General features: G+C 45.4%; 10 protein-coding genes. 2 read left to right on the top strand and 8 right to left on the bottom strand.

Annotated features, from left to right (window positions below):
- Positions 1 to 70 precede the first annotated feature (70 nt).
- The 8 genes from panD to sfsA all read right to left on the bottom strand — a co-directional run bounded on the left by panD (position 71) and on the right by sfsA (position 6893).
- Positions 71 to 451: an aspartate 1-decarboxylase gene (gene panD / locus BDD30_RS13075; protein WP_012776992.1), complete on the bottom strand. Its 381-nt coding sequence runs from the start codon at positions 449 to 451 to the stop codon at positions 71 to 73.
- An 80-nt stretch (positions 452 to 531) separates the two neighbouring features.
- Entirely contained in the window at positions 532 to 1386 is an 855-nt protein-coding gene (panC, locus tag BDD30_RS13070) for a pantoate--beta-alanine ligase (RefSeq protein ID WP_012776993.1), read from the bottom strand.
- A gap of 53 nt (positions 1387 to 1439) precedes the next feature.
- Positions 1440 to 2231, bottom strand: a complete 792-nt coding sequence (panB, locus tag BDD30_RS13065) for a 3-methyl-2-oxobutanoate hydroxymethyltransferase (protein WP_012776994.1) — start codon at positions 2229 to 2231, stop codon at positions 1440 to 1442.
- A 66-nt stretch (positions 2232 to 2297) separates the two neighbouring features.
- Entirely contained in the window at positions 2298 to 2813 is a 516-nt protein-coding gene (folK, locus tag BDD30_RS13060) for a 2-amino-4-hydroxy-6-hydroxymethyldihydropteridine diphosphokinase (protein WP_012776995.1), read from the bottom strand.
- 2 nt (positions 2814 to 2815) lie between these two features.
- A complete protein-coding gene (gene pcnB / locus BDD30_RS13055; RefSeq protein ID WP_012776996.1) occupies positions 2816 to 4387 on the bottom strand; it encodes a polynucleotide adenylyltransferase PcnB in 1572 nt (523 codons plus the stop codon).
- A gap of 79 nt (positions 4388 to 4466) precedes the next feature.
- On the bottom strand, positions 4467 to 5363 hold the full coding sequence (gene gluQRS / locus BDD30_RS13050; protein ID WP_012776997.1) for a tRNA glutamyl-Q(34) synthetase GluQRS: 897 nt from the start codon (positions 5361 to 5363) through the stop codon (positions 4467 to 4469).
- Positions 5364 to 5422: 59 nt separating this feature from the next.
- Positions 5423 to 5878 carry an RNA polymerase-binding protein DksA gene (gene dksA / locus BDD30_RS13045; protein ID WP_011145244.1) on the bottom strand — a complete coding sequence of 152 codons (456 nt, stop codon included), beginning with the start codon at positions 5876 to 5878 and terminating at the stop codon, positions 5423 to 5425.
- Positions 5879 to 6182: 304 nt separating this feature from the next.
- Positions 6183 to 6893 (bottom strand): DNA/RNA nuclease SfsA, encoded by a 711-nt coding sequence (gene sfsA, locus BDD30_RS13035; RefSeq protein ID WP_012776999.1) that lies wholly within the window; start codon positions 6891 to 6893, stop codon positions 6183 to 6185.
- Positions 6894 to 6984: 91 nt separating this feature from the next.
- Here sfsA and hrpB point away from each other — a divergent pair, with 91 nt between their 5' ends.
- Together hrpB and mrcB are read left to right on the top strand one after the other, a co-directional pair.
- Positions 6985 to 9423, top strand: a complete 2439-nt coding sequence (gene hrpB, locus BDD30_RS13030) for an ATP-dependent helicase HrpB (RefSeq protein WP_041381592.1) — start codon at positions 6985 to 6987, stop codon at positions 9421 to 9423.
- A 58-nt stretch (positions 9424 to 9481) separates the two neighbouring features.
- Positions 9482 to 11947 (top strand): bifunctional glycosyl transferase/transpeptidase, encoded by a 2466-nt coding sequence (gene mrcB / locus BDD30_RS13025; RefSeq protein ID WP_041381594.1) that lies wholly within the window; start codon positions 9482 to 9484, stop codon positions 11945 to 11947.
- The last annotated feature ends 85 nt before the right edge of the window (positions 11948 to 12032 follow it).

The following is a 12032-nucleotide window of genomic DNA, read 5'->3' as shown; positions in this document are numbered from 1 at the left end:
GTTATCTATGCTCCCGGGGATTCGTTCACTTGCCGCCGCGCTGCAACTCGAAATCTATTGGGTATAGTATTTAAGCCACCTGAACCGGTACTGCTTTGGCAATACGGCTCATAATATTATCGCCGTCGAAGTAAGCAACATTCGGTTTATGATGACGGGCGTCTTCATCTGAAATTTGTACATATGAGCAGATAATTAGCTTATCACCTACTGCGGCACGACGCGCTGCGGCACCGTTGACTGAAATTATTCTAGAACCACGTTCAGCCGCAATCGCGTAAGTGGAAAAACGCTCACCGTTATCCACGTTATAGATATCAATGGCTTCATATTCCAGAATACCCGCTGCATCCATGAAGTTCTGATCAATTGCACAGGAACCTTCATAATGTAGATCTGCCTGAGTGACTTTTACTCGGTGAAGCTTCCCCTGTAGCATAGTGCGCAACATGGTTTTTCTCCTGATTCGATGACAACTTAGAATCTGTTATTTTGTTTTCCTGCATCAATAATGTCTGATACAACGGGCCATTATTGGGTTAAATCTACCTGCTGATTATCGATCAAACGGGTTTGTCCTAACCAGGCAGCCATCAGAATAACCGCTTTTTTGCTCTCGATATTTAACGGGGCCAGATTTTCGGCGTCACGGATAAACAGCTCATCAGGGATAAAGCCCGCTTCGCGTAGCTGTTCGGCAGCTTCAGTGAGCAATTGTTCTGTGTAGCGTTCACCTTGTGCCATTTTTTCAGCTATAGATTTCATGATCTTGTTTAGTTTTGGCGCAATCTTGTATTCATCAGCTGTTAAGTTGTTATTACGTGAACTGAGAGCCAGGCCATTTTTATCGCGCACAGTCGGTACTGAAACCAAAGTAATATCATAAGCCAGATCGGCAATCATTTTGCGAATAAGCTGTAATTGTTGAAAATCTTTCTCGCCAAAATAGGTCAAATCCGGTTGCACCAGATTAAACAGTTTACTGACTACCGTTGAAACACCTCGGAAATGACCGGGACGGCTGGCACCTTCTAGCATGGTAGAGAGTTTAGGAACTTCAACATAAGTCTGATGTTCCATACCATTAGGGTATATTTCCTTATCAGAAGGCGCAAATATGAGGTCAACATTATGATGGTGAAGTTTCTCGCAATCTTCTTGTAAGGTACGTGGATATTTTGCCAGGTCATCCTGACGATTAAATTGCATCGGGTTAACGAAGATACTGACGATAACAACGTCTGCTTGCGCTTTGGCTTCATTGACTAGCGTTATATGACCGTCGTGCAAGTTACCCATTGTTGGCACTAGTGCAATGCGTTTCCCTTCTTGACGCCAGCGGCGGATTTCACGGCGTAGAATCGGTATAGTTTCGACAATCAGCATTGCTTAATACTCCTTAATTTGTTCAAAGCTTTTGAGCTAACAAGGGTGAGTTATTAATAAAATGAGTGTTCTTTGCCAGGGTAGATGCTATTTTCCACCTGCTCTTTATATAGACGGATGGCATCACGTATATTTCCAGCTTCTTCAAGGAAATTTTTCGCAAATTTAGGTGGGCTTGCTGTAATGCCTAATGCGTCATGCATCACTAAAACTTGCCCATCAGTCATATTACCGGCACCAATACCGATTACTGGGACCTGTAATTCATCGGTGATACGTTTAGCTAATTCAACGGGAACACATTCCAGTACCAGCAATTGCATACCCGCCTTTTCTAATGTAATAGCATCTTTTATCAATTCATTGGCCGATATTTCATCACGTCCTTGAACTTTATAACCTCCCAGAACATGGACCGACTGGGGCGTTAGCCCTAAATGAGCGCAAACCGGTACGGAGCGCTCGGTAAGCATCTTAACGGTATCGTATAACCAGCTACCGCCCTCAACTTTAACCATGTTAGCGCCGGCACGCATAAGCTTGGCCGCGTTTTCACAACTCTGCTCAGGTGTGGCATAACTCATGAAAGGCATATCGGCAATAAGAAAAGTATAGGGTGCACCGGCGCGGACGCAACGAGTATGATAGACAATATCTTCAACGGTCACTGGAATGGTGGTATCAGCCCCTTGTAATGTCATACCCAGAGAGTCACCAACCAGCATGACATTAATACCTTGCTCGGCAAACAGTTGAGCGAAGCTGGCGTCATAAGCGGTTATCGTCGCGAATTTACGTTTTTCTTTTTTGAGCTGATTCAGATCAGTCATGGTCATTGGTTTCATTATCTATCTTCTCCTGCAATTTTTCTTGTTATGTACAGAAAGCGGCCACGGACTGAACTGAGATCCTTATAGGCAATTATTGGGCTCAGAGGGCTGTAGTTGTAGCCAGAGTGCCAGGCCGTTTTCTGGGATGTGTTTCAGTCTTTCAGATAAAGCTTCACCATCAGGGAAAACGAGGTCAGGGGCGATTTCAGCCAACGGATAAAGCATGAATTCGCGCTGTTTTAATCCATAGTGGGGAATCGTCAAGCGTTCGGTATTAATGACCTGATCACCAAATAGCATGATATCCAGATCAAGTGTCCTTGGCCCCCAGCGCTCATTTTTTCTTACTCGTCCTTGAGCCAATTCAATCGCTTGAGTGTGATTGAGTAATTCTTCCGGTGCTAGAGTGGTTTCCAGTGCTACCACCGCATTCAGAAAGTCAGGTTGATCCTGTGGCCCCATAGGTTTGGTACGATACATCGAGGAACAGGTAATAAACTCTGTTTCTGGTAATTCTTTTAATGCAGCAAGCGCGTTTTTTACTTGCTGAACGGGTTTCGCCAAATTACTACCAAGCGCGATATAAACACGGGCCATGATTATCTGCTATCCCTGCCTAATTTGGGTTTGTAGTAACGGCGTGTTCGTGTACGGCGACGAACAATATCATTGCCCAGTTCGGAAATCATACACCGTTGCTGTGAGGCATTGACTTGCTGGAATTCTCCCCACCAGTGGGCAAGGTCTTTTAGCTCATTACGGTTTTCAACATTGGCACGCAGTTCCAGCAGGTCATAGGCGGCACGAAATTTAGGATGCTCCATCAATTTGTTTGCCCGTTTACCATGACGGCGCGGCAGACGTAACTGCAATTGCCAGATATCACGCATGATGGTTGTCAGACGTTTAGGAATGGCAATAGATTGGCACTGTTCGTCCAGAATATCATTCATCGCTAATGCAAAAGAGTCGTAGTAAGTTAACCCACTTTCCTGAGATAGTTTTTCAGCATGTTCAATGAGTGGATACCAAAGCATCGCAGCGAACAAAAACGCCGGGTTAACCCGTTTATCATTTTGTAATCGGTAATCGGTATTCTTCAGAACCTGATTAAGCATATGTTCCATTGGAGAATCGTTATTTGCGGTGAAATAGCGTTCAACCAATGGGAATAGTGGCTGGAACAGATGATATTCGCGTAGCCGCTTATAAGTGCTGTAGCCTTGGCCTGTTTGCAAAAGCTTCAAAGACTCTTCAAACAGGCGGGCTGGTGGAATATGACTCAATAGAAAAGCCAGACGAGAAATAGGTTCGGCGGTATCTTCGCTGATGGTCATATTCAGTTTGCTGGCGAAACGAATTGCCCGCAGCATTCTTACGGGATCTTCCCGATAGCGGGTTTCTGGATCACCAATCAGACGAATAACGCCAGTTTCCAGATCATTAAGACCACCAACGTAATCACGCAGAGAGAAGTCATTGATGCCATAATAGAGGCTGTTGATCGTGAAATCACGGCGCATAGCATCTTCTTCAATGGAACCAAAGGTGTTATCCCGTAACAGCATACCGCTCTGAGCCTGTTGTGACTGATTTTTCTCATTATTAGCATCAGTTTGTTCATGCGGACCACGGAATGTTGCAACTTCGATCACTTCCGGACCAAACATAATATGAGCTAAGCGGAAACGGCGTCCCACCAGACGGCAGTTACGGAATAATTTACGGACCTGTTCTGGTGTTGCATTAGTTGCAATATCAAAATCTTTCGGTTTTGTGCCTAGCAGCAAGTCACGGACACCGCCGCCAACCAAATAGGCATCAAAACCGGATTTATTTAAACGGTAAAGTACCTTCAGTGCATTTTCACTGATATCCCTGCGGGAAATATTGTGTTGTTCCCGTGAAATTACCGTTATGGGTAAATCTGAATGAAGATTTTCCTGTTCAACTTCCTCTTGAGCGTTCACGCTGGATGAAAGCTGACAGGTATTTTGGTGATTAGATTGAAGAGTTACGTACTCTTCCTGAGAAGAACGGTCAGATACGGTGACTGGCCTTTCACTGGCTGCCTGTAGCTCGCGGTTAATTTTTCCCTCGCGGATCAATAAATTACGGCAGAAATTTGCTACTCGGTTAAAAATGGTACACCTCGATAAGTAACTAATCATGTAAAACGAATAAAAAACAGCGGCTAATCATAGCCTACTGTGTATTTTTTGAGAATGGTTGTTATGACTAACGGTAACTTTATTCATGTAACTTGTATATTTTACCTTGTCGTGGAATCCGGTCCAGCTCCCAATGTGCTGTTGCTTTCTTCAACAATTGATCACGGGAAAGATCTTGCCAGTTTTCTATGGCGGGCTGATTAAGGAAAGATAATGCTGCAATGAGTAACGGTCGGGGATCATCCAGTGGGATTGGTTGGGCGTGATTCTGTTTGGAAAGTTTATTGCCGTTTTTATTCAGAGCCAGTGGTAGGTGAATATAACCAGGTATCTTTAACTTTAATTGCTGATAAAGTGCAATTTGCCGAACGGTTGGCTCAATCAAATCAGCTCCTCTTACGACTTCGGTCACTCCTTGATAATCATCATCAATAACAACTGCCAGATTATAGGCAAATAAGCCATCACGACGATGAATGATGAAATCTTCTTCAGCCATGGCAGGGTCTGCGCTCAGGTATCCTAGTAATTTATCTTCAAAACCATAAACAGGATTGCTCTGCTTAAGTCGGATTGCTGCATGATTAAGAGGCAGATTTAATTCACGGCAGTTTTTATCATAAAAACCATTAGCTTGCTGAATACGTTGACGGGTACAGATACAGTTGTAGCTTAAGCCTTGTTGTTGCAACTGATTAAGGGCATCGCGGTAAGCTTCATGACGCTGGGATTGATAGAGAATTTCACCATCCCAGTGTAGGCCATAATGTTCAAGGGCTTGGAGAATACGGCTGGCAGCGCCGGGAACTTCTCTGGGTGGATCAATATCGTCAATACGTATCAGCCATTTTCCCTGATGAGCACGAGCTTGCAAATAGCTGCCAATTGCTGTGATTAATGAACCAAAGTGAAGATCGCCCGAAGGTGATGGGGCGAAACGCCCAATATAAGCGTAGGGACGTTCAGGTTTTATCATATTGGGATCAGTGAGGGTTGATACGGCGCCATGAAGACGCCGTATTAGAACACGATTAATTAGCCAGCCATCTGTTTTTCGCGGATTTCGGCTAAGGTTTTACAATCAATACACAAATCTGCGGTTGGACGGGCTTCCAATCGGCGGATACCTATCTCAATTCCACAGGATTCACAGAAACCGAAATCGTCATCTTCGACTTTTTTCAGTGTTTTCTCGATCTTCTTAATCAATTTACGTTCACGATCACGGTTACGTAATTCAAGACTGAACTCTTCTTCCTGCGCTGCACGGTCAACTGGATCAGGGAAGTTCGCTGCCTCATCTTGCATATGAGATACAGTACGATCTACTTCATCCCTGAGTTGATTGCGCCATGCTTCAAGAATTAGCTTGAAATGCGCCAACTGGGCATCGTTCATGTATTCTTCACCTGGCTTTTCTTGGTAAGGTTCTACCCCAGCGATGGCGAGAATGCTTAAGGACGAGGTTTTACGTTTTTGCCCTTCTTGCATAATACTTCTCCTAACACACGCACTATCAAACGAACCCCTAGCGGGGAAAAAAACAGGCCGCTATAAATAGCAGATGGAGCATGGGTTGGCAATTGTTCCTGCTATTAGTTTCACAATGGAGTGAAGACAAACGTATCGGATGTCTTTACACTCTGTACAACCTGACTGTATATATACCCTTCATCTTTCAAGTTGCTGCTTTCACTCATCCCAGTCACATAGCTATCTATAATCCTGGGGATGCGTTCACTTGCCGCCACGCTGCAACTCGAAATCTATTAGGTATATTAGGTGAATCAATAAATTAATCATTCAGAATAAAAGATAATTTATCACCTAAAACCATCCCCTTTTCTGTCATGTTGGCCTGGTAACAGATAACTTCGACCCCAGAGTTTTGCGCTTGTTCCAAGAGAGATGAATAATTGTGATCAATATGTGCCGCCGCTGCGACCTGTTTGATCCCAGAGTGCAAGACAGCAAAAAATAGCACCGCTCTTTGTCCTTGTTCTGCTATATGCTGCAACTCCCGTAAGTGTTTTTGTCCGCGAGTGGTTACAGCATCGGGGAAATAGCCGCAATTTTCCTGAAGAAGCGTGACTGATTTCACTTCAATATAGCAGTTAACTTGCTGCTCGGCTTGTAACAACAAATCTATCCGACTGCGCTCCTCACCATATTTTACTTCCCGACTGATTTTTTTGTATTCAGAAAATTCTGAAATAGCATTTTGTTTAATAGCTTCTGCCACTAAATCATTCGCTCTGAGAGTATTGACGCAAATCCAGTGACCATTTTGTGTCTCTGTGAACTCCCAACTGTTGGGGTATTTACGTTTTGGATTGTCGGACGTGGAGTACCAAACGGTATCTCCTGGTGTAGCACAGCCGGTCATAGCACCAGTATTGGCACAATGGATGGTCAGTGTTTCTCCTTCTGGTGTGATGACATCAGCCAGGAAACGCTTATAACGACGGATTAAAGTGGCAGATCGCAAGGGAGGGTGGAACTCCATAAAAACTCCTGAATGGCCGATGGCATAAGAACGAAGCAGGTAATGCTACAATGTTGATCGTTGAAAGTTAACCTTCTTGAATGGAGTGTTTGTGTCTTTATTGCCTGTATATGAGGTCATCGAACCTGTTCTGAATGCTTTGAAAAGTTCACTGCAGGTACTACTGCATGCTCCTGCCGGTGCTGGGAAGTCTACGGGGTTACCATTGGAACTCCTGAAAAAAGCTGATTTTTCCGGACGTATCATTATGTTGGAGCCACGACGGATTGCCGCTCGTAGTGTTGCTAACCGTCTTGCGGCTCAACTGAATGAAAATATTGGACAGACGGTCGGTTACCGGATGCGTTCAGAAACGAAAGTGAGTACGGCAACCCGTCTTGAAGTGGTAACAGAAGGTATTTTGACGCGTATGTTACAGCAGGACCCGATGCTGGAAGGGGTTTCTCTGGTGATTCTGGATGAATTCCATGAACGTAGCTTACAGGCTGATTTGGCGCTGGCATTGCTTCTGGATGTACAAGCAGGATTGCGGGATGATCTGCGGATTCTGATCATGTCGGCGACGTTGGATAATCAGCGCCTCTCTTCTTTATTACCTGATGCGCCGGTGATTATTTCTGAAGGACGCAGCTTTCCTGTAACCAGAAACTATCATCCGTTACCGGCTCATCAGCCTTTTGAGCAAAGTGTGGCTACCACTGTATTGCGATTACTCCAACAGCAACAGGGTTCTTTATTGCTGTTTTTGCCGGGAATTGGGGAAATTCAACGGGTATTGGGATTGCTTTACGGGAAAGTGGCAGAAGATACCGATCTCTGTCCGTTATACGGTGCCTTATCGTTAGCTGAACAGCAAAAAGCGATTGAACCTTCACCACCTGGACGCCGTAAAATTGTTTTGGCGACTAACATTGCAGAAACCAGCCTGACGATTGAAGGAGTTCGGTTGGTGATTGATAGCGGTCTTGAACGCACGACGCGTTTTGAGCCAAAAAACGGATTGACCCGTTTGATCACTCAACGCATTAGTCAGGCTTCTATGACACAACGAGCTGGACGTGCAGGACGGTTGGAAGCTGGAATTTGTTGGCATCTATTCAGCCAGGAACAGGCCGAAAGGGCCGCAGAGCATAATGAGCCAGAAATACGGAATGCTGACCTCAGTAGCTTATGGCTCTCTTTATTACAGTGGGGATGTCATGATATTTCCCAACTGCACTGGTTGGATAAGCCGCCAGTTGTTGCGCTGGCGGTAGCGAAATCGCTGTTATTACAGTTAGGCGCGGTAAATCATAGTGGTCAGCTGACTTCTAGAGGCAGGAAAATGGCGGAATCTGGCAGTGATCCGCGTCTGGCTGCTATGTTATGTGCCGGTTTGGCGCAGGGCGCTGATACACTGGCAACCGCCGCTATGCTGACAGCGATTCTGGAGGAGCCTCCCCGTGATGGTCAGCTGGATATCACTTATTGGGTTGAGCAGCGTCAGACTCAGTGGTTACGGCGGGCAAAGCAGTTGGTCAGAAATATTGGCGGTCATTTTGGCGAACCAGCCTGTGGAGCTGTCGCAATGTTGTTGGCTCAGGGTTTTCCTGACCGAATAGCTAAAAATCGAGATAAACATGGTCGCTTTCAACTAGCAAATGGTTTAGGGGCGATGATCGATGAAAAAGAAAAATTATCTGACGAATCGTGGCTGGTGGCTCCTTCATTATTACAAAGCAGCAGAACCCCTGATGCCCGCATTTTGCTAGCTTGTTCACTGGACATTGAGCAACTGGCACAACAACAACCGGATTTATTCAGCGAACAAAATATTGTTGAATGGGATGATAATAAAGGCACATTAAGGGCCTGGAAAAGGTTGCAATGCGGCAACCTGACAGTAAAAGCCCAATTATTGGCAAAACCTTCGGATGAGCAATTACAGCAGGCCCTGCTAAACTGGTTACGTAGTGAGGGATTACATGAATTGAATTGGTCATCTGCGGCTGTTCAGTTATGCACACGTATCCAATGTGCAGCTCAGTGGTTGCCTGAAATGCAGTGGCCTGCGGTAGATAATGATTCACTAATCGCTTCTCTTGATCATTGGTTAATGCCTTCTCTTGCTGGTGTGCGCGATTTGAAAGAATTGAAACAGATTGATTTATTGCCAGCCTTGGAAAGTTTACTGGACTGGCAACAACGACAGTGTCTGGATAATGAACTGCCTGTTTATTACACTGTACCTACTGGCAGTCGGATAGCAATCCATTATTTTGATAATAAACCACCCGTATTATCAGTTAGGATGCAGGAAATGTATGGTGAACAGCAAAGCCCATCGCTGGCAAAAGGTCGGGTAATATTGGTGCTTGAATTATTATCGCCGGCCCAGAGGCCATTGCAGATCACACAGGATTTAGCTGCTTTTTGGCAAGGATCATACCGCGAAGTGCAAAAAGAGATGAAAGGACGTTACCCAAAACATCTATGGCCGGATGATCCGGCAAATACGGCACCAACCCGGCGGGTAAAAAAATATTCGTGACAGAGTAAAGATATAAAGATCAATTATTAGCATCTGAACGGTTTTGGAGAATTTTGGAATGTCTGGTGAAGATCGTCAACCAATCGGACGTAAAGGCAAAAAATCTGTATCCCGTCGTAAACCGCCATCATTAAGAAGACGGCATCTGTTAGATGATTATGATGATGGCTATGAAGAAGATGGTGACTACGATGATGAAGAGGACCAACCTATGACAAAGAAAGGAAAAAATGCCCGTCCACCTAAGAAAAAGTGGCGTTGGTTCTGGTTATTATTCAAAATATTTATTGTTTTTGCCGTATTAGTGGGAATTTATGGTGTCTATCTGGATGGCAAAATCCGTGACCGCATTGATGGAAAAGTCTGGGAATTGCCAGCAGCAGTTTATGGCCGGATGGTTAACCTTGAACCGGGCATGAACTACAGTAAAAAAGAGATGGTACATCTGCTAGAAGGAATGCAGTATCGTCAGGTGACAAAAATTACCCGTCCTGGGGAGTTTTCTGTCAGAGGCGAAACCATTGAAATGTTGCGTCGACCGTTTGATTTCCCTGACAGTAAAGAAGGACAGATCCACGCTTTATTGACTTTCAGTGATAATCATCTGGCAGGGATCGAAAATATCGAAAACCAGCGCCAGTTTGGTTTCTTCCGCCTTGATCCGAAACTGATTACTATGTTGCAGTCGCCCAATGGCGAGCAGCGATTGTTTGTACCGCGTTCGGGATTTCCAGATTTACTGGTTAATACCTTGCTGGCGACAGAAGACCGTTATTTCTATCAGCATGATGGTATCCGTGTTCTTTCTATCGGGCGTGCGGCGTTAGCTAACCTGGTTGCGGGGCGCACCGTCCAAGGAGGAAGTACCCTAACGCAACAATTGGTCAAAAACTTATTCCTGACCAATGAACGTACTGTTGTACGTAAAGCCAATGAAGCGTACATGGCGCTTCTGATGGATTACCGCTATAGCAAAGATCGGATTCTCGAACTGTATCTGAATGAAGTGTTTTTAGGCCAAAGTGGTGATGAACAGATTCGAGGATTCCCACTGGCGAGCCTCTATTATTTTGGTCGCCCGGTGGATGAATTGAGTTTGGATCAGCAAGCATTGTTGGTTGGTATGGTGAAAGGGGCTTCTCTTTATAACCCGTGGCGTAATCCCAAGTTGGCTCTTGAACGTCGTAATGTGGTGCTCAAGCTTTTACAAAATCAGCAAATTATTGATGAAGATCTTTACAAGTTACTGAGTGCTCGTCCATTAGGAGTAAAACCGAAAAGTGGTGTGATTACCCCACAACCGGCGTTTATGCAACTGGTTCGCAAGGAATTACAGGACAAACTGGGCGATAAAGTTAATGATCTGTCGGGGGTGAAAATCTTCACTACTTTGGACCCGGTATCCCAGGATGCGGCAGAGAATGCGGTGGAAGAAGGGATTGCCAGCCTGAGAAAAACCCGCAAGATTGCTGATCTTGAAGGGGCGATGGTGATTGTCGATCGCATTAGTGGTGAAATCAGGGCGATGGTTGGCGGTTCTCAACCACAGTATGCGGGATTTAACCGGGCGATGATGGCACGTCGCTCAATTGGTTCGCTGGCAAAACCTTCTACTTATCTGGCGGCGCTGAGTGAACCTGATCAATATCGGTTAAATACCTGGCTGGCAGATGAACCCCTTAAGGTAAAACTGCCTAACAGTAAGGATTGGGCGCCGAGAAATTATGACCGTCGTTTCCGTGGGCGAGTCATGTTGGTTGATGCACTGGCGAGTTCATTAAATATTCCGACGGTGAATCTTGGGTTAGCTGTTGGACTTGATCATGTCAGCAACACCTTAGTCCGGCTTGGCGTGCCGAAGGAAGTTATTCATCAGGTTCCGGCGATGTTACTGGGTTCTCTTAGTTTGACACCATTAGAAGTGGCTCAGGAATACCAGACGATGGCGAGCGGCGGCAACCGCGCGACGCTTTCTGCGTTACGTTCTGTCATCATGGAAGATGGCACAGTGATATATCAGAGTTACCCGCAAGCTGAACGGGCTGTACCTGCTCAGGCGGCTTATCTGACGCTGTATGGTATGCAGCAGGTTGTGGCGAGAGGGACTTCTCGTTCTCTGGCGGCTAAGTTTGGTCGTTATAATTTGGCTGGTAAAACAGGTACAACTAATGACCTGCGTGATACTTGGTTTGCCGGTATCGATGGTAAAGAAGTGGTGATTTCATGGGTTGGTCGGGATAACAATGAACCGACTAATCTGACGGGTTCTACTGGTGCGTTAAATGTATATCGTCGTTATCTGGAAAATCAGACACCGCTCATGTTGAACAACATTCCGCCAGAAGGGATTGTGGATATGGCGGTTAATGAAGATGGCAGTTTTAACTGCAGTGGTAGTGGCTGGAGAACATTACCGGTTTGGACTGATGATCCACAGAGTTTATGCCAGCAAGCAGCTGTGCCAGAACCTATTGAGCAACAAGAACAAGCGCCGGGCTGGTTGCGGGAGATGTTTGGCCAATAATATACCCAATAAATTTCGAGTTGCAGCGCGGCGGCAAGTGAACGAATCCCCAGGAGCATAGATAACTATGTGACTGGGGTGAGTG

Source organism: Photorhabdus asymbiotica (assembly GCF_003634575.1).
GTDB lineage: Bacteria > Pseudomonadota > Gammaproteobacteria > Enterobacterales > Enterobacteriaceae > Photorhabdus > Photorhabdus asymbiotica.
Note: the sequence above shows the minus strand (reverse complement) of the source record. Positions and strands in the feature narration are given on the sequence as shown.